At 40.7% G+C, this 18490-nt stretch carries 14 protein-coding genes; 5 read left to right on the top strand and 9 right to left on the bottom strand.

What is annotated here, in order from left to right; translation table 11 throughout:
- Positions 1 to 27: 27 nt before the first annotated feature.
- Entirely contained in the window at positions 28 to 1098 is a 1071-nt protein-coding gene (locus E2H97_RS14685; RefSeq protein WP_133407828.1) for a porin family protein, read from the bottom strand.
- Between the two features lie 289 nt (positions 1099 to 1387).
- Between E2H97_RS14685 and E2H97_RS14680 the strand changes: the two genes are divergently transcribed.
- Complete coding sequence (locus E2H97_RS14680) at positions 1388 to 2959, top strand: BCCT family transporter (RefSeq protein ID WP_133407827.1); 1572 nt, start codon at positions 1388 to 1390, stop codon at positions 2957 to 2959.
- A 7-nt stretch (positions 2960 to 2966) separates the two neighbouring features.
- On the opposite strand, the gene E2H97_RS14675 is transcribed toward E2H97_RS14680, so the two are convergent.
- From E2H97_RS14675 to E2H97_RS14645, 7 genes are all read right to left on the bottom strand, one after another.
- Complete coding sequence (locus tag E2H97_RS14675) at positions 2967 to 3677, bottom strand: 3'-5' exonuclease (RefSeq protein ID WP_133407826.1); 711 nt, start codon at positions 3675 to 3677, stop codon at positions 2967 to 2969.
- A 2-nt stretch (positions 3678 to 3679) separates the two neighbouring features.
- Positions 3680 to 5542, bottom strand: coding sequence for a DUF294 nucleotidyltransferase-like domain-containing protein (locus E2H97_RS14670; RefSeq protein WP_133407825.1), 1863 nt, complete (start codon positions 5540 to 5542; stop codon positions 3680 to 3682).
- Positions 5543 to 5596: 54 nt separating this feature from the next.
- Positions 5597 to 8134: a hypothetical protein gene (locus tag E2H97_RS14665; RefSeq protein ID WP_133407824.1), complete on the bottom strand. Its 2538-nt coding sequence runs from the start codon at positions 8132 to 8134 to the stop codon at positions 5597 to 5599.
- A 102-nt stretch (positions 8135 to 8236) separates the two neighbouring features.
- The gene (locus E2H97_RS14660; RefSeq protein ID WP_170308320.1) at positions 8237 to 9595 is read right to left on the bottom strand and encodes a YjiH family protein; all 1359 of its coding nucleotides are present in this window, start codon (positions 9593 to 9595) and stop codon (positions 8237 to 8239) included.
- A 232-nt stretch (positions 9596 to 9827) separates the two neighbouring features.
- On the bottom strand, positions 9828 to 11381 hold the full coding sequence (locus E2H97_RS14655; protein WP_133407823.1) for a methyl-accepting chemotaxis protein: 1554 nt from the start codon (positions 11379 to 11381) through the stop codon (positions 9828 to 9830).
- Positions 11382 to 11589: 208 nt separating this feature from the next.
- Positions 11590 to 12552, bottom strand: coding sequence for a class 1 fructose-bisphosphatase (locus E2H97_RS14650; RefSeq protein ID WP_133407822.1), 963 nt, complete (start codon positions 12550 to 12552; stop codon positions 11590 to 11592).
- A gap of 101 nt (positions 12553 to 12653) precedes the next feature.
- The gene (locus E2H97_RS14645) at positions 12654 to 13373 is read right to left on the bottom strand and encodes an RING finger protein (protein ID WP_133407821.1); all 720 of its coding nucleotides are present in this window, start codon (positions 13371 to 13373) and stop codon (positions 12654 to 12656) included.
- Positions 13374 to 13532: 159 nt separating this feature from the next.
- On the opposite strand from E2H97_RS14645, the gene E2H97_RS14640 reads away from it, so the two are divergent.
- The 4 genes from E2H97_RS14640 (at position 13533) to E2H97_RS14625 (ending at position 17866) form a co-directional block, all read left to right on the top strand.
- Positions 13533 to 15788 carry a S9 family peptidase gene (locus tag E2H97_RS14640; protein WP_133407820.1) on the top strand — a complete coding sequence of 752 codons (2256 nt, stop codon included), beginning with the start codon at positions 13533 to 13535 and terminating at the stop codon, positions 15786 to 15788.
- Between the two features lie 102 nt (positions 15789 to 15890).
- Positions 15891 to 16244, top strand: coding sequence for a hypothetical protein (locus E2H97_RS14635; RefSeq protein ID WP_133407819.1), 354 nt, complete (start codon positions 15891 to 15893; stop codon positions 16242 to 16244).
- Positions 16245 to 16439: 195 nt separating this feature from the next.
- Positions 16440 to 17036: a cob(I)yrinic acid a,c-diamide adenosyltransferase gene (gene cobO / locus E2H97_RS14630; protein ID WP_133407818.1), complete on the top strand. Its 597-nt coding sequence runs from the start codon at positions 16440 to 16442 to the stop codon at positions 17034 to 17036.
- Positions 17036 to 17866 carry a cobalamin-binding protein gene (locus E2H97_RS14625; RefSeq protein WP_133407817.1) on the top strand — a complete coding sequence of 277 codons (831 nt, stop codon included), beginning with the start codon at positions 17036 to 17038 and terminating at the stop codon, positions 17864 to 17866. The genes cobO and E2H97_RS14625 overlap by 1 nt, the downstream gene beginning before the upstream one ends.
- A 16-nt stretch (positions 17867 to 17882) precedes the next feature.
- On the opposite strand, the gene yjjX is transcribed toward E2H97_RS14625, so the two are convergent.
- Positions 17883 to 18413, bottom strand: a complete 531-nt coding sequence (gene yjjX, locus E2H97_RS14620) for an inosine/xanthosine triphosphatase (protein WP_133407816.1) — start codon at positions 18411 to 18413, stop codon at positions 17883 to 17885.
- Positions 18414 to 18490 lie beyond the last annotated feature (77 nt).

Below are 18490 nucleotides of genomic sequence, written 5' to 3'. Positions count from 1 at the left end.
GCCTATTCAATTTATTCTCAGCTAAGACTAAAAATAGAAATCGATCGTTAGGTACAGTGCAGAGAAGTCACCATGCTTCACTTTACCGTCACGGTCGATGTCACCGTCTTGCTTTAAGTATTCAAGGTATACCCAGCCTGGACCATAGTTGTAGGTCACACCTGGCGCGATAGCATAAACAGAATCAGAGTTATTGCCTTTGGTTTCTGGCTTCGCAGTCATTAGGTCAACGTAGAAGTTCCATTTATCCATTTTATAGCCAAATTCAGCCGCGATGCGCTGGTTTTCAACTTTGGGCTCAACTTTAGATTTGGCAACGTAGGCGTTTGGTAAGTCACGAGACGTCTTCATGAACTCTGCATTGGCATAAAAGTTATTGATTTCAGTTTTGTAATAAATAACCCAAGCAGAATGTGAACCATCAACATCTTTACTCGGCGAGCTTAAGTCTTGCAATTTACCGCTTTGTGCAGAAAAACCTATGGTGTGACCTTTTGCGACTTCATAATTTAAATCAGCCACGGTTGTTTTCACTTTGCGATACGTTTTGCTGCTGCCCCAGTGACCGTTATCGTCCACAGTATCGGTAGAGTCATCACCAAAATCATCAGCAAGGAAGTAAGCCACAGAATAATTAAGCTTGTCGATATCCGATGTTAGCTTTGCGCCAACGTCCATTTGATCGCCATAACCACCTTGCAGCATATCGCCCGGCCAGAAGTTAACGGTTTTCCAACCAAAAGGAACTTGGCTTTTGCCCACAATGAGTTTGTATTTTTCTGCTAAATCAAATCCAACCCAAGCTTGGTGCATAGCCATAGCATCACCCGTTGAGTTGTTGGCTTTGTCAGTAAAGCTGCCAGGGCCTACACGAAACTCAGCGGCATAAGACCAGTTGCCTTTACCCTTTTCAGCTTCGCCATTGGCATAGAGCACAAATGCTTCATCACCGATTCGACCATTGGTTTTCTTGTTCGTCTTATCATCGGGCAGGTAGGTGTAGTTCAACCAAACTCCGCCAGATAAATTGTTAGATGCATGAGCGATGGGAGCGAGTAGCGTGAGTCCTAGAAGTAAACTGCTATGTTTTTTAAGCATTATTATTTTGTGTTGAAATTGTTTGAGAGCAAAGCATTCTAATGATGTTTGTGATCAATGTCTAATCAGAAGACAACTAGCAGTGTGACCCATGCTTGACTCTAATGTTGTAACTGATTGTTAATTAACATTTAGTTGTATTTTGTAAAAATCTGGGATTGGGGCGTGATTGATACTTGTGTAAAATGCTCAGCATTCATCAGTAATTAAAAATATTATGAGTACGAATTTTTTGTGTTCATACGAATAAATATTCGTACTCATAATATTTAAATATAAGAGAGGCAAGATGACCAAAGGAATTGATAAATACAGCATTGATAGTACTGACTATCAAGTTGGGCAAGATAATGTCCAGAAATGGGGGTTTGATGTTCATAACGCTGTTTTTTGTATCAGTGCAGGCATATTGATTTTATTTTTAGCAGCAACAGCTTTGATTGATGCAGGAACCATGAAATCGGCTTTGGACGGCCTTAAAACAGACATCATTAATAACTTTGATTGGTTATTTATGTGGTCGGGTAACTTTTTTGTCGTCTTTTGTTTGGGGATGCTTATTTCTCCATTCGGGAAAATCCGAATTGGGGGGACGAATGCCAAGACGGAATATTCTTACGTGTCTTGGTTAGCTATGTTATTTGCCGCAGGCATGGGCATAGGTTTAATGTTTTGGGGTGTCGCTGAGCCAGTGGCTTACTTTACGGGATGGTTTGAAACCCCTTTAAATGTCGAGCCTAATACACCCGAAGCTGCGAAGTTGGCATTAGGCGCAACCATGTTTCACTGGGGACTTCACCCTTGGGCGATATATTGTGTTGTGGCATTATCGTTAGCTTTTTTTGCCTATAACAAAGGCTTACCGCTTTCAATGCGTTCAATTTTTTATCCCATTTTAGGTGACAAAACATGGGGTTGGCCTGGGCATATCGTTGATATTCTTGCTGTTCTGGCAACAATATTCGGTCTGGCGACGTCATTAGGTCTGGGGGCGCAGCAAGCGGCAAGCGGTATACATCATGTTTTTGGTATTGAATCAGGTTTCGGCTTACAAGTTGCTGTGATTTGTTTTGTTACGGCAATCGCTGCGATTTCAGTATTAAGAGGCATTGATTCTGGTGTTAAGCTACTCAGTAATATCAATATGATCATCGCTTTTGGATTATTGATATTGGTCGCGATCATTGGCTATCACGTTTCATTTAGTTCAATAGGGACAACGTTAGCCGCTTACATTGAAAATATCATCCCGCTAAGCAACCCTGTTGGGCGTGAAGATTCAGCTTGGATGCATGGTTGGACTGTGTTTTATTGGGCATGGTGGATTTCTTGGTCTCCATTTGTCGGTATGTTTATTGCCCGTGTTTCAAAAGGACGTACTGTTCGTGAATTCATTACTGCCGTACTGTTCGTACCCACAGCTGTGACTGTCATTTGGATGTCTGTATTTGGTGGCATGGCGATTGATCAAATCGTTAATCACATTGGAGAACTTGGGACGAATGGATTAACGGATGTGCCTTTAGCTATGTTCCAGATGTTTGATCAATTACCTTGGGGACAATTACTTTCTGTTGTGGCTGTAGTGCTTGTTTTAGTTTTCTTTATTACTTCTTCTGATTCAGGTTCATTGGTAATTGATAGCATTACTGCTGGTGGAAAGCTTGAATCTCCAGCTCCACAACGTGTGTTTTGGGCTGTATTGGAAGGCTTAGTTGCAATAGCATTGCTTTGGGTTGGTGGTAAACAGGCCATTGAAGCACTTCAGGCTGGAACCATTTCCACGGCATTACCCTTTACTCTTATTTTATTGGTTATGTGCGTAAGTTTGTTAAAGGGAATGAAGACAGAAAAGCTTTAAGCATTCTTTAAAGCCAAAAATCTTTAATGGGTTGCTTTGAGTCAAAATGATGCGAAATTTGGGCTTGAAGCAACTCTGCTGTGGCAATGGCATCTGTTAATGCATGATGTGGAGTATAAGCGGGTAAATCATAGCGTGCTCTGCATTTTCCTAGTCTCAATGATGGCGTTGGCTGTTTGTGTAACCAACGATTAAATCGTTTCATCCAATGATTTTGGTGCTGGTTTTCAATTAAAAACGTATCTACTATTGGAAATTCGATGTCTTCATTTAGCCTAATTTGCATTGCTCTTTTAAAGAACAGTCTCTCGATTTGATGAAAATGAGCGACGACGACTTTTCCCTTTAAGTGTTTTAGTACCTCAGGATATACCTCGATAAAGTCAGGTGCGCCAATGATATCGTCATGAGTAATCCCATGAATCACCACAGATTGATTCGCTAGAGGGATCCTTGGTTTCAGCTTCCACTGTTTTGCTGAATTTAACAATATACGTCGAAGGGTGAAAGGCACTAAACCGATTGAAACAATTCCGTCGCTTTCAGGGTTTAGCCCTGTGGTTTCAAAATCCATAGCAACAAACTCTATGTTAGCTAGAGATTCAAGGCTGTCAGGCAACTGAGCATCATAGAAATCTTTTAAAATAGGGTTGGATACTTGAGCGTGTCGTGTATGGAAATCATTGTGCCAATCGCGAGGTTTTGAAAAAACGCTCATGATTAGTTGACCGCTTGGTATCGGAATTTTATGAAATTTTGAGCATTACTGAGCACCTGAAAGGCATCCTTTAACGTTCGGCGTTCAAAGTCAGATAAGTTTTCAGGCTCAATGTTGTTATCTGGAATGATTCGATTTTCAATGTCTATAGCTTGGTGTCGAATCCGTACCATTGAAATAAACTCAAGCGCATTTTTTAGATCTTGTCCACGCCCCGAAGGCAATATGTTGGCTTCAATAATGTCGTCTAAGCGTTCGAGCGAGTTTTGAGCTCGGGAGCCGACGGCTAATGCATGTACTCTAATAAGGTCAACCAGTGGTGCAGTTCCACGACGCTTTAAATTGATTGAGTTATTATGGCGACCGTCTTTTTCCATCACGAAGCCTTTAAAAAAGCCCAATGGTGGAGTACGGTTTAATGAGTTTCGGGCTAAACAAGCTAAAAACTTTGGACTTTTTCTGGATTTTCGAACAATAAAAGCGTTCAATTGCTCAGCCCACTTTAGTCGTCCATAAACTCCATCCAGATCGAAAAAAATTGAAGCATTAAGTAGCGCTTTAGGATTTGGATTATCTATCCAATCTTCAAAGCATTGCTCCCATTCATTTTGAGTCATGCGCCACATAGAGCTTGTCGCCATGATACCTCCAGTGCAGTAACTGTATCCGCACTTAGCAAGTCCATCGCAGACAAATTGAGCTAGCTTTTCAAAATAGCTTTCGTGAATACTGGCGTTGTAACTATTATCTAAAATGATAGCGTTATCTTGGTCTGTAACAATCAATTGCTCATCGCGTCCCATTGAACCTAATGCCAGAAAACAGTATGGAATAGGGGGGGAACCCAGAGTTTCTTCGGCAAGTTCAATGAGCCTTTGTTTAAACGAACGCCCGATCACGGACATGGCACTGCCTATCATGTGTGAATTGGCATCTTCGTTAACTAAGCGATAAAAACAGTCTTTTACTTGCTCTGATAATGTAGCCAGATCATCAATAGTGGTTTGCTGAAAGATGCTGTTGACTAGTAATAATGAATTTTGTGATTCATTATGAACAATGTCACTGACACTCAATACCCCAATGGGATATTCACCTTTTAATATTGGCAGGTGGCTGATGTTATTTCTGAGCATGATCAGCATGGCTTCATGGACGTAAGCGTTATGATCGATGTGAATTAATTCATCACACATAATTGTGGTAATGGGTAATGACGGAGATAGTCCTTTGGCTAGTACTTTTGTACATAGATCTCGCTCTGTAACCATTCCTAGTAGTGGATACCCAGATTCTTCTGAATGAGTAACTAATAAATACGATGACAGCTCATCTGACATTTGAATCGCGGCTTGTTCGATAGAGCGGTTTTTATCGATAAAATTGGGCGCATTAGTGATCAAAGTTGTTACTTTGGAAGAGGTCAGAATGTTTTGTTCTTTGGTTTCTTTGACGGCTTGTTTCAGGCGAACGTCTTTTTCGGTTTCAACAAATGACGCGAACTTTTCGTCGTTATCGTAGAGGTTCTGAAATACAGATTCAGGTATGCAGTAAACCAAAGTATCTTCGATGGCTTTGGCTGGGAATTTTACTTTATTGTTAGAAAGTAACCCCATTTGCCCAAACATATCGCCTTCATCAATACGGTTATACAAAGCTCCGTTTCGTCGTGACACTTCGACAACGCCACTGCGGATCACATAGAGATCGTGTATATTTTCATCCAGTTGAATGATGTCTGAACCAGAGCGAAAATACGCAATTTCTACTTGATGGCTAATTTGGTTAAGAGTGGTTTCTTCGAGCTCATCGAAAGGTGGGGATAGCTCTAAAAACTTTTTTATTTCGACAAGTTCGGCTTCCATTATTCTTCCAGCATAAAAACATAGTTTAGAGGGGACGCCCTTGTGGTACGTCTCCTAAGCTCTCCAGCCCCCTTGTTTTCTGTAGGGGGGCTGGCTGCGGTGTGTTGCCCATGTTCTATCAAAGCTTTTCGGGTTGTTAGATAAACAATCTGTTAACACGAGATGAGCTGGTCGGCCTATCCCTGTTCTTAATCTTACTAGAAAGCTCGGTGTAAGTTCACAACATTTTCTCTCATTTAATCGTAATTCCATTTCGCCACTTCTTTTCAGTTTGATAGACAATTGCCCTGAAATCACTTGTAACTGTGATTGGCTTAATACTAAGGCTTGTTCAGAAGCGGTTTTTTTCCACGGTAAGGCTCGCTTGTTTTTTGTACCACTGATCAATCCTGCTCTTTGCGCTGTAGCATGGGTTGCTCTTTGAATGTCAGCCTTCATTTCTTCAGGGCTTAACCATAGTCGCCCTAACATTTCCTCTTGTAATACTGGAAGCAGGTTTAAAAATTTATGTTGTTGTTCCTGAAGTATGAGCATGGGAGGGTAAACCTTTTCATGTAAGGTGTTCATATAAATATGAAATAATGAAATTTCTTGTTCACCGTATGGTAGCTCACTCATGCTGTTCAAATTTCTATACTCTCTGGCGTTCGTCTGTAAGTTTGGTAGGTAATTATTTAGTGCTCTGGGGTACTCTGTTGGAGACGTTCTTAATAAATCAAAGATGATTTCGTAATTAATTTCAAGCATGCTCTTTTGTTTTTCAGTTAATGAATCGATTGGATAGTGATCCCGGATCCATTTAATGGTACTGAATGCATTTTTTGGCGCTGCTATTTGTACGATTCCCTCTTGTTGTTCTTTTGCTAAAGCCGTAACAACTACTCCATAGAATCCGTTTTCTTCAGTAGATTGCTGCGCAGGTGTAATTTTTAATCTTTGAAGCTGATTGAAAATAGGAAGAATGTAATTGTTTTTATCTTGATCAGAGAGTTGGCCTTGATTATCTAAAGTAAGCAGTTGTAGAACTGAGGTTTCTATGATTTTTAACGCTTTATCACTCTGGTTGACCTCATGAACTGTCGAGAATTTTTTTAGTTGCTCTAGACATCTAGAAAGAGAAGCAATTATTTCTGTAGGTAAATAAGATAGCCCAGTGGGATGGGATGATTTAGGAAACGCTTTTTCAGTGAGTGGTTGTAACTGAAAAAACCACTTTACTATGCAAGAGTCTGGCTGAGTTAAGCTTCTTATTCGTTCATTAAAGGGTATGTGGCTTAACAGGGTGAACATGGATTCTTTTAACTCACCTGTAGCACTGACAAAACTTAATTGAACTTGTGCTAAAGCCTCTGCTAATGTCTTAAACTCTTCTAGGTCTTCTGTTTCTCCTTTTATGGCATACCGCCGTAGTTTTCCAACGTTTTCAATCCACTGTCGGTGATAAGTTTCCAGCTGGTAAAGTTGCTCTTTTGTGATGAGGTATTGTTCGGTATCAGCGGCGTGAGTCATTCGAAACACTGTCCTTCCTTGGGAACTTCTATAGGCAGCTGGGTCTGGATTTTGAGATGCTATTTGCTGTGACACGCTGAAAATAAAATGAAGATACTGTTCAGTATCAAATAAAAAATCATCGCATTGACATGATTGAAGACTGAACCCTTCATATGTTGGCACTAAACGAAGTCGTGTTAAGTAGCCTACTTGTGTAATAGCTAATACTGAGCTTTCAGGTAAGGAGCCTAAGCAATCAGAGAAGGCGGTTTGGGCTATAGCATCGATAAACTGTTTGATCCGCCTGTGATATGTAAACTTAACGATTTTTTCACTGTCCTGAAACAGGTATAAGTGACTTTGATCACTGGTTACCAAGATTGGAGGTGTATTGCCTATGCATGGAAACTGACTTAGCAGTGACTCTAAGGAGCCGATTGTGCAAGTCAGATCAGGTTGTTGAAGCACAAATTGCTGACCATCGATTCGGTACGGGTCAAAAAATATCACTCTTCGATTTAACTTATTGGCCAATATTAGCACATTAGTGACATTAGCTGATGTTGATGTTGGCCAGGGAGTGGTTTGTGTTTTTTTTGCATCTTGTATTAGCACGCTCTTGGGGACTTGAACTGTATTGAGAAAACAACGATTTTTATGCCCTGTCGAGAGAAGTGAGTTGGCCATTAGCTGCTGTTCTGCATCGTATTCTCCACAAATATCGGAAATTGGCGTGCCTTCATAAATAGCGTCTGTATCTGTTGAAGTGGTCAATTTAGTGAATGTAGGATCCAAAATATTCCTCGAACCTTGGAAGATCTCACCCGGGTGGATAGGAGCGGCAGTAAATGTTATCCCTTTAGATTCTGCTTGTTGGGTTAGTAATGAGATTCGAGTGGATTGTCCTGAGCTAACTTGTGTTTCTAATTGAGCTAGCGGTGTTATTGCATACCGGACTAATCCCTTGCGGTATTCATCAGATAAGGTTGATTTAATAGGCGGTATGACAACGGTTTCATTTCTGTCACTTGAGGTAGGACTAGCATATGCGTAGCTATTTGTACGCGGAGGAGGATATTGAGGAATACCACCAGATGCCATTGAATATAATGCCTAGAATAGAGGACATAATATACAATCTACATTATTTGTTCTGAATAGAAGCTGAAAATGGTGATGGCTTGCCATCACCATGTATCATTTTTAGAAAACCAGATGAGATAAGCCAACAATCACTGGTAAACAGACTAATGTACGGAAAATAAAGATTAAGAATAGGTCAATGAAGTTTACTGGGATCTTACTGCCAATCAACAATGCACCAACTTCACTCATATAAATCAATTGTGTCACAGACAAACAAGCAATGATAAAGCGAGTCATATCCGATTGAATGCTTGATGCCAGAATCGCTGGTAAAAACATATCAGCAAAGCCAATCATAATGGTCTTGGACGCAGCTGCCGCTTCTGGTACATGCATCAGTTCAAGTAGCGGAATAAATGGCATACCAAGGTAATCAAACAATGGTGTGTATGTGGCTAATATTAAACCAATAGTACCGATTGCCATCACAACAGGGATGATACCTAAAATCATATCAACGACGTTTTTGATACCTTCTTGGAAGAAGGCTTTAACGCTTGGTGCTTTACTGGCTTTATCTAACGCTAATTCATATCCCCAAGATAAAGCGCTGCGCCCTGCTGGGATCACCTCTTTATCGTGTTCTCTGGCTTCACCGGTAATAAACAAGTCGGCTTTACGAGACAGTGGTGGTAATTTCGGTACGATGATCGCAGCCACAATGCCTGCCGCACATACAATTAAGTAAAAAGGTACAAACAAGTGAGCTAAGTTAACTTGGGTGATCACCACCAAACTGAAGGTAATTGAAACCGCGGAGAAGTTCGTTGCAATTACTGCCGCTTCACGCTTAGTGAAGGTATGGTTTTCATATTGCTTCGCGGTCATCAAAATTCCGACTGAGCCATCGCCCAACCAAGAAGTAATACAACCAATAGCGCTACGACCCGGTAGTTTAAATACTGGGCGCATGATCTTTGCCAGTAAAGCCCCCGCAATTTCTAGCAAACCAAAATTGAGTAATAGTGGTAATAACAGGCCTGCAATAATGAATACTGAGAACAACACAGGCAGTAAGTCATGAAAGACTAACCCCCCAGTATCACCCGAGCGGATCATTTCAGGACCTATTTCTAAGTAAGTCAAAACAATGAATAAGCCACCCACACATCGAGTTATTGACCAAAACCAATTAGGGTTCAGTAACTCATTGAGAAAGTGATTATTTAAAATTGCTTTGGGTTTAATGGCTTTTACTGTCAGAGTTAACACACTCATGGCAACCACACATATCACCAATAAAGGGTGAATAATATGGGTAAATTCACTTTGTAGAAATTTAGCAACGACCGCAATCGGAATAGTGATATTGCCATCGTATTGTACGGGAGTCATAAAAAACAATAACCCAAGCAGTGAAGGAATGGCAAAAGTAAGTATGGTTTTTATGTTGTGTTTTTGTTTTTGTTTTGACACTGGTTTTACACCTCAGTTCAAATAGGCTGTAACTGTTTTGTTTAAAGCTCTGAGTAGTTATGCAGCGGATTTTCCCTTTGGCAAAAAAATCAGGCTTTAAATTATGGCGCAAGCTTACCGAGTTATCATTACCCTGTAAATTATTAATATTGCAAATGGATTAAAAGTGCTACTTATGCTTTATTTTTGAATAAAAAATCCTTTTTGGTGTGTTAAATATGCGTAAAATAGGTTACCCAAAGGTATGTCTTAGGTTTTTGGCTTTATCAACTTGGTGCTTAACGTGTACTGATGCTTGCTCAATCACTTCGATGGCTTGAAAGTTATCTCGACTAAGAACCCTAATTTTTTGCATATTTTCAGAAAGCTCTGTTATCACTTGGTTTTGCTGAAGTGCGGCAACCGCATTATCTTTTGCAAATTCATTTATGGTATTCATGCCATGATAGATTTTGTCGATTTGTTGGGCTGATTCAGAGATCAAATTGACGCAATTGTTTGCCTCTTGTTCGCTTTGTTTCAGTTGAGTGACCCAATTATTCAACATGCCAAAGGTTCGTTCGATGCTTTCAGAAATGGTGCTAGTAGATTGTCTTGTTCGATTGGAAAGTGCTCGAACTTCATCAGCAACGACAGCAAAGCCGCGACCTTGGTCGCCCGCACGTGCGGCTTCAATCGCAGCGTTTAATGCTAGTAAGTTAGTTTGTTCAGCAATGGCATCAATTTCAGACATAGCACTGGCGACTTGCTCGGCTTCATTATTGAGAAGTACCGCATTGTTAGCTGCATCAGAAACTTCTTTTGATAGACGTTTAATATTCATTTTATTGTCATTGATGGATTGCTGGGAGCCCTGACACCAAGTGTTTGCTTGCTCTAACTGCTCAGAAGTTGAGTTGGCATTTTGGGCAACATCAGCAATAGTCGATTGCATTTGTTCAATCGCAGTGGCAATCGAAGACACTTTATGTTGTTCGTCTTCTAAACTGACGTGAACTTTTTGGGTTGAATAAACAAGATCATCGGCAATACTCTGTAACTGTTCGGCTTGATCGTGTGTTCGTCCTAACACGCCTTTAAGTTTGCTGTTCAGCATTGAGATTTGAAATGCCAGAGTAGACGAGGTGGTTTGTCCGCAATAAACCAAACGGCTTACGGGATCGAGTTCTTGTTGCATTTTCAATACGGTAGCTGGGACTCGAAAAGCTTCATCATAGAAAATGGCTAAATTAAACGCCATTAATGCTATACCAGTCGGTATTACCATCCAATCAATGAAATATCCCGCTAACAAAAGCCCAACAGTTGCAGATATCCCAGAAAATATTCTTTTTTGGGTTAAGGATATTCCTGTATTAAGGGCTTTCCCTTGATTTAATTGTTGAAAAATTTGACTGGCTTTGTTGATATGCTTTTGCTGAGGTTTAGTGCGAACGGACTGATACCCTTTAACTTTACCTTGCTCAAAAATTGGAGTCACAAAGGTGTCAACCCAGTAGTATTCCCCTTGTTTTGTCTGATTTTTTACAATTCCCCGCCAAGGCCTGCCTGCTTGAATCGCTTCCCACATACCTTTAAACGCGGCTTTAGGCATATCTGGATGACGAATAATATTATGGGGCTGCCCAATCAATTCTTCTTCTGAATACCCTGAGACCTCAATAAACGCTTGGTTAACATAAATGATGTTACCTTGTTCGTCTGTCGTGGAGATCAGTTCTAAGTCTTTAGAAAAGGTGGTCTCTGTATTTGTGCGGTTTAAGTGATCTGAAGATTGCGAATTCATTGTAGGGCTTAATGTTGTCTTTTTTACAAATAGGCCCGTATGCTATCAATCGTTTAGCGATGAACTTTGATTGAGATCAATAGTTTATGTGGATACTGTGTTGAGAACAATGTTGTCGCTATGACGAACAGCAAGTACCTGACCATAAGTTTCAAAGAACTTATCGACAGGCACTTAGATCATAGCGACGGTTAGATGATACCTATTATTAACTGTGATATTGCAAGCAAGCGTCCACCTCGTTACTTGAGCCCAAAATTACCGCGACACGCTGGTGGATTTCAGTTGGTTGGATATCCAAAATATCTTCATAACCTGTTGAAGCTTTGCCTTGTGCTTGTTCAACTAACAATGCCATAGGATTGGCTTCGTACATTAAGCGCAGCTTAAATGGTTTTACTGGGTTCTTAGTATCGGTTGGATAAGTAAATAAACCGCCACGAGAAAGCACACGATGTACATCACCTACCATGGCTGCAATCCAACGCATATTAAAGTTTTTACCACGAACGCCAGTATCGCCTTTTAGAAGATCGTCAATATAGTTTTGCATTGCTGGTTGCCAGAAGCGCTGATTAGACATATTGATGGCAAATTCTTTTGTGTCCGCAGGAATGGTGACATTCGATTCCGTCAACATAAATTCATTGCTATCAGGGCAAAGGGTAAACATAAATACGCCATTACCAGTGGTGAGCGTTAACATGGTTGATGGACCATAAAGCACATAACCAGCCGCTACTTGATTACGACCTGCTTGTAAAAAATGCTGCTGAGTCAATTCACCATCTTTAGCGGGTAAAACTGAAAAAATCGTACCTACTAACGAGTTAATATCGATATTTGAAGAACCATCAAGGGGATCAAAACTTACTAAAAACTCACCGTTAGTATTGGCTGCGACGACATCATCTTCTTCTTCTGAGGCAATGCCTTTTACCGTTGAATCTTCGGCTAATGCGTCCTTAAGCATGTCATTGGTAATAACGTCTAGCTTCTTTTGGGTTTCCCCTTGCACATTTTCTTGTTCGGTTGCTCCAAGTACGCCTGCCAAAGCACCATGTTGAACAGCATGGCTGATCTCTTTAGAAGTTATAGTAAGGGTATGAAGTAACTGGCTTAATGAGGGAGAAACTGACGTTTCTGCTAAAAACTGAGTAAAGGTTTGCATTGACGATCCTTAAAGCAAAAGAGGGGCTTTTGCTTGCGGATCATACATTAGCTTTAATGTAATTTCATTTTGAAAATGTTATTGATCAGGAATACTTTGTTTTATATGCAGAGGCAACAAAGAAATCTATTTCTACGCTGCCGATTTGGTGCGTCTTGTATATTGTGCAGTCTATTATTAGGGAGAAGTGGGGTTACTTCGTCGGCTCGCCCATTTATTTCTGTGACAATCGGGATCCCTTGGTCTTGGCTAGCTTTCAAATATTGACGTATACCCATCTTCTCAGGATCGAGGCCATTATGTGAATCGTCTTCTTGTTTATCAACTCTGTACTTTTTATTGTATTTTTCAAGACGTTCAGCTTTTTGGGCGACACAATCTTGTGGGTGTTGTTCTAGCATGCCGAGTAAAACCACACCATCGCAGGCCATACAAGAAACATTAATGTCATTCACTGTGGTTTGCGTATTTTTTTCTTCTATGAGCCTTTTTGCATCGGCGATAGGGACTTCTCTACGACAATTTGGACATGCACGTTTATCATCCCAATAAACACCTTCGGGTCTTGTGTCGATGTGTTTATCTATGCAAGGTTTACAAAAAAAATGCTTATCATTTTCACAGAAATTCAGTATAGCTGGGCGTGTAAGACAAATCCCACAACGACTAACACCATCCTGATGTGAAAACTTCCAACGTCTACCGTATCTTTCGAAAATATACCCTGTATCATCTTCTTGATCTTTTTGATTGGGATCCAGTTTAGGTAAAAAGATGGTATTTAAGACGATAGATGCTTCAGGAGTATGTGCAGTAGCCATGGTGTTATCCATCAATAAATAATACTCAATGTACCTTTTTATATAGAGATTTCGTACAGTTATGAAAAAAGCTTAATTCCTAGTTTACCCACTTTTACAGATTTCTCTTTTAAACCTGTTCTGGCAGAATAACGACAAATTCTAACTAAGGTTATAACGATGAAACCTACATGGCTTAAGACTGCACTTACGGGTGTAGCGTTATGTTTAAGTGCGCAATTGGTCTCTCCACAGCTTCATGCGTCTGAATCAATGCTAACAGGTGGTAAGGAATCACTTACCATCGAACGTATGAATGCCTCTCCTGCGTTAGCAGGTAAAAGCCCTAGAGGGCTAAAACTTTCCCCAGATGGCAGAAGAGTAACGTATCTTGCTGGTCGTGCTGATAACCAAAGCTTTTATGATTTGTGGCAAGTGGACGTTAAAACAGGAAAAACCAGTATTCTGGTTAACGCTGACAAATTAGCTTCTGGTGAGTTGTCTGATGAAGAAAAAGCACGTCGTGAGCGCCAGCGCATTTATGGCCAAGGGATCATGGAATATCAGTGGTCAGCGGATGGAAAGTTCGTACTGATCCCAGCTAGCGGCAAACTGTATTTATTCAGTTTATCTAGCGGTAAAGTTTCTTCGTTGCCAATCGGCGAAGGCTTTGCAACCGATGCCAAGCTATCTCCTAAAGGTCACTTTGTTTCGTTTATTCGTGATCAAAACGTATTCGTTCTGAATTTAGCCAATAAAAAGCTCACCGCGTTAACCAAAGACGGTGGCGGCGCGATCAAAAACGGTATGGCTGAGTTTGTTGCTCAAGAAGAAATGGGACGTTACACAGGCTACTGGTGGTCAGCGGATGAGTCTAAAATTGCCTTTACTCGCGTTGATGAGTCAGGCGTAGAGTTAGTAACACGTAATGAAATTTATGCCGATGGGATTAAGCTAACTCAGCAGCGTTATCCCTATGCGGGCAAAACCAATGTAGAAATTGCATTAGGTGTGGTCGAGGTGAAGTCAGGCAACACTCAGTGGGTTAATTTAGGTAAAAATAAAGACATTTACCTGCCTCGCGTGAAGTGGTTACCTGATAGTAAGCACTTGTCTTATCAATGGCAAAGCCGTGATCAACAAGACTTACAGTTACGCGTGGTTGATGTTACTAAACCTAAAACCTCAAAATTGTTGGTACAAGAGCGCAGTAAAGCGTGGATCAATCTTCATAAAAACCTACGCTTTTTGAAGCAACAGCCGGATTTTTTATGGACGTCTGAGCGCGATGGCTTTTCTCATATCTACCTTTACGGTGTTGATGGCAAGCTAAAGAAACAACTCACTCAAGGTCAGTGGGCGGTTGATGCCATTTCTCATGTAGCTGAAAAGTCAGGCTGGATTTATTTTACAGGTCGTAAAGATACGCCAGTTGAACGCCAGCTTTATCGTGTGAAATTAACGGGTGGCAAGATAGAAAAGCTGAGTAAAAAACACGGTATGCACAATGCGGTGTTTGCTAAGAAAAAGAGCATTTATTTAGACTACTTCAACAGTTTGACTCAACCACCGCAAATCAGTTTACACAACTCAACGGGTAAACTCATCTCTTGGATTGAGCAAAACAAAGTGGCGAAAGGTCATCCGTTATATCCGTATGCAGGCTTATGGCAGGTTCCGCAATTTAAAACTTTAAAAGCAGATGATGGACAAACCTTGTACTCGCGTTTATTTAAGCCAGTGCCGTTTGACGCTAACAAAAAGTATCCGGTTGTGGTTCGAGTTTATGGCGGACCTCACGCTCAGCGCGTAACCAATAGCTGGTCATCTCAAGACTATTTTACTCAATATCTAGTGCAAAATGGCTTTGTGGTTTTCCAGCTGGATAACCGTGGAAGCGCCAATCGTGGCACTAAGTTTGAGTTTCCAATTTATAAACACCTTGGTGAAGTTGAATTAAACGACCAAAAAGTGGGTGTTGATTATCTAAGAACCTTGCCGTTTGTTGATAAGAAAAACGTTGCGATTTACGGCCACAGTTACGGTGGTTATATGGCGTTGATGGGTATTTTCAAAGCGCCTGATTATTTTAAAGCGGCGATTTCAGGTGCTCCTGTAACGGATTGGCACTTGTATGATACTCACTACACTGAGCGCTATTTAGGTAACCCAAATACCAATAAAAAAGGTTATGAGCTCAGCAGCGTGATGCCATATGTGAAAGGCTATCAATCTGGACTGTTGATGTATCACGGTATGGCAGATGATAACGTATTATTTGAAAACAGCACTCGAGTTTATAAAGCGCTTCAGGACGAAGGTAAGCTATTTAAAATGATTGATTATCCAGGGTCTAAGCACTCGATGCGTGGTGAAAAAGTTAGAAATCACTTATATAAATCATTGGCTGATTTCTTAAATCGAGAGTTGAAGTAATACTCTTTCCCCCAGCTACATTTCTTGTAGCTGGGTACATTCCCAAGCTACACTTAAATTTATCTGAATCATTTTTCAATATTTTTGGACAAGGAATGTTCTATGAAAACGGCTTCTCTAGCACTTTTACTGTCGATCCTTTATATCCCTTTTTATGCTCAAGCGGATAGAAACTTAATAACCATAGCGGAATCCGCACTAAGGGAGTTAGAAAAGGGGGAGCAAGTTGGGCTCATCAAAGGCAAGCATGAGTATAAATGGCAGATAAAGTTGAGAGAGGCTCGCTTGCTAAACCCTGATCTTGTATCGAAGAAAAAGGCTTGGGGTGACTGGGCTAAGTTTTTAGAAACTAGATTGACAGACATACAAAAAGGCTATGAAGGCGGGACGTTATCCATGATTGATATTTTGGAAATGAAATATGAATTAGCCTACGCCAAAAAAATGTTGGAGTGAATCATCGTCTCTCACCGATTTTGTTAAGCCCGCATTACTAAAGCGGGCTTTCTTTTTGGTCATACGGTTACGATGTTCTTTTATAGTCCATTCATTTGTATGCTCAGGCTAACGACAATACAAACATAAGACAAAAAGCACCAGATATGGCACTATCCATCGCAGAGTTGTAACAATAAAAATAACGGTGGAAGCATGTCAGAGCCAGAAAGCAAACATAAGCAGCGTCAACAAAAACTCAAAGCAACGGTGGATGCAAAAATTGAAGCCGCCCAAGAAGAAAAAGGTATTTTGTTGGTACTTACTGGTAACGGTAAGGGCAAATCTACGGCTGGATTTGGCACGGTAGCTAGAGCCATTGGTCATGGAAAAAAAGCCGCTGTGGTGCAGTTTATTAAGGGCACTTGGGATTGTGGTGAGCGAAATGTGTTGGAAAAGCTGGGTGTTGAATTTCATGTAATGGGTACAGGATTTACGTGGGAAACTCAAGATAAGGAAAAAGACACGGCAGCTGCAGTTACTGCTTGGGAAGCGGCAGAAAAACTGCTAACGGATGAATCCATTGACTGCGTGTTACTTGATGAATTGACCTACATGCTCAGTTATCACTACTTAGATGTTGAACGAGTGATCACGGCGTTGAATCATCGCCCTAAAATGCAGCATGTGATCATTACGGGGCGTGCTTGTCATCGTAAAATTATTGAGCTTGCCGATACCGTTAGTGAAGTCAAACCGATAAAGCACGCGTTTGAGGCTGGGATAAAAGCGCAAGTTGGGTTTGATTACTGATGAAACTCCTTAAATGGATACTGTTGGCCTTGGTTTTCGTCACAGTATCAGCCATTGCTAAGCCTGCTGAGCGTATTATTGCGTTATCTCCACATGCTGTTGAATTACTTTTTGCCATTGGTGCAGGGGATTCCATCGTAGCAACGGTGGAGCATGCTGATTTTCCTGAACAAGCTAAACAAATCCCCTCTATTGGAGGATATCACGGTATTCAATTGGAACGAGTGTTAGAGCTTAATCCAGATCTAATTGTGGTATGGGGAAAAGGGAATAAACCTAAAGATATTCAGCGCCTCAAACAACTCGGATTTAAATTGTATGACAGCAGCCCAAGTACGCTGGTCGGCATTGAAACTGATTTACTTAAATTAGGGAAATTAACAGGGCATCAACAGCAAGCCAAAGCTGTAGTGACTAAGTTTCAACAGCAGTTGAGGAGCATTCGAACTTCAAATGCCAATAAACCTAGAGTCAAAGTTTTTTATCAACTGTGGTCAAAGCCATTAATGACAGTGGCCAAAAACAGTTGGATCCAACAACTTATTTCGGTGTGTAATGGTGACAACGTCTTTTATTCTGCCAGTAGTGATTATCCGCAAGTCAGTATTGAAAATGTGTTACTCGCAAAACCGGAAGTGATTTTACAAAGTCAAGACGAAGGAAATATTCAAGGGATTGACTGGAGTAAATGGCCGAGTATTCCTGCGGTCAAACATCATCAGATTTATCAGCTTGATGCTGACTTATTGCATAGGCCGACACCAAGAGCTATTGACGGTATCAAGCTTGTGTGCAGAACATTAGATAAAGCGAGAAGTCAGAGGTTTTAACTCTGACATCTTGATTTTAAAATAATTCTTGATGGATAAAAGGCACCATAGCTAAGGTTAACGCTTGCTCGTAGCTTTGCTGACGGCTGGATAATCCTTGTGTTAACAGCCCAATCGCTCCTCCTTTTTGCTTAATATTTTCAGTACCAAATAATTCATCCATTACATGGCCGAGCTCTTCGCCGTGAGTCAATTTTTGATAGACAACAGCTGGAAGTGGCAACATTGCACTTTGGTTTATTCGTTGCTGTTTTAGGTTATCAATGACGACATAAGCAAAGGTAAATACGCCATCTTGATTTTCTTCAACACCACCTTCAATCGCAACATAAAAATCGGCTTGGTGGTGCTGTTTACAATATTCCACTCGATTAATCGCCCCTAAGCGGGTTTCATTACTGGTCATGGGTTGGTCGGCCACTAAAGAAGGGGCGTCTACCCCTACCGTTACAATTTCAGTATTTGGAAAAAACGCTTGGATTGCTTGTTGGCTAGCATTGATTTTTACTGGGTTTTTAGAACCGACAATGACATTTAAGGCAGGCATATTTTTTTAGAAAATTTGAATGGTGGCTAAATTTTAAAAAACTCATCTGCAAAATCATATCGTTAATTTCAATATGT

The organism is Parashewanella tropica (genome assembly GCF_004358445.1).
GTDB lineage: Bacteria > Pseudomonadota > Gammaproteobacteria > Enterobacterales > Shewanellaceae > Parashewanella > Parashewanella tropica.
The sequence above is the reverse complement of the archived record's forward strand: the minus strand, read 5'-3'. Positions and strand labels throughout refer to the sequence as shown.

What these genes read in the sequence shown, in the direction of transcription:
- E2H97_RS14685 (WP_133407828.1), bottom strand. Translation starts at nt 1,098, where the DNA reads ATGCTTAAAAAACATAGCAGTTTACTTCTAGGACTCACGCTACTCGCT.
- E2H97_RS14680 (WP_133407827.1), top strand. Translation starts at nt 1,388, where the DNA reads ATGACCAAAGGAATTGATAAATACAGCATTGATAGTACTGACTATCAA.
- E2H97_RS14675 (WP_133407826.1), bottom strand. Translation starts at nt 3,677, where the DNA reads ATGAGCGTTTTTTCAAAACCTCGCGATTGGCACAATGATTTCCATACA.
- E2H97_RS14670 (WP_133407825.1), bottom strand. Translation starts at nt 5,542, where the DNA reads ATGGAAGCCGAACTTGTCGAAATAAAAAAGTTTTTAGAGCTATCCCCA.
- E2H97_RS14665 (WP_133407824.1), bottom strand. Translation starts at nt 8,134, where the DNA reads ATGGCATCTGGTGGTATTCCTCAATATCCTCCTCCGCGTACAAATAGC.
- E2H97_RS14655 (WP_133407823.1), bottom strand. Translation starts at nt 11,381, where the DNA reads ATGAATTCGCAATCTTCAGATCACTTAAACCGCACAAATACAGAGACC.
- E2H97_RS14650 (WP_133407822.1), bottom strand. Translation starts at nt 12,552, where the DNA reads ATGCAAACCTTTACTCAGTTTTTAGCAGAAACGTCAGTTTCTCCCTCA.
- E2H97_RS14645 (WP_133407821.1), bottom strand. Translation starts at nt 13,373, where the DNA reads ATGGCTACTGCACATACTCCTGAAGCATCTATCGTCTTAAATACCATC.
- E2H97_RS14640 (WP_133407820.1), top strand. Translation starts at nt 13,533, where the DNA reads ATGAAACCTACATGGCTTAAGACTGCACTTACGGGTGTAGCGTTATGT.
- E2H97_RS14635 (WP_133407819.1), top strand. Translation starts at nt 15,891, where the DNA reads ATGAAAACGGCTTCTCTAGCACTTTTACTGTCGATCCTTTATATCCCT.
- cobO (WP_133407818.1), top strand. Translation starts at nt 16,440, where the DNA reads ATGTCAGAGCCAGAAAGCAAACATAAGCAGCGTCAACAAAAACTCAAA.
- E2H97_RS14625 (WP_133407817.1), top strand. Translation starts at nt 17,036, where the DNA reads ATGAAACTCCTTAAATGGATACTGTTGGCCTTGGTTTTCGTCACAGTA.
- yjjX (WP_133407816.1), bottom strand. Translation starts at nt 18,413, where the DNA reads ATGCCTGCCTTAAATGTCATTGTCGGTTCTAAAAACCCAGTAAAAATC.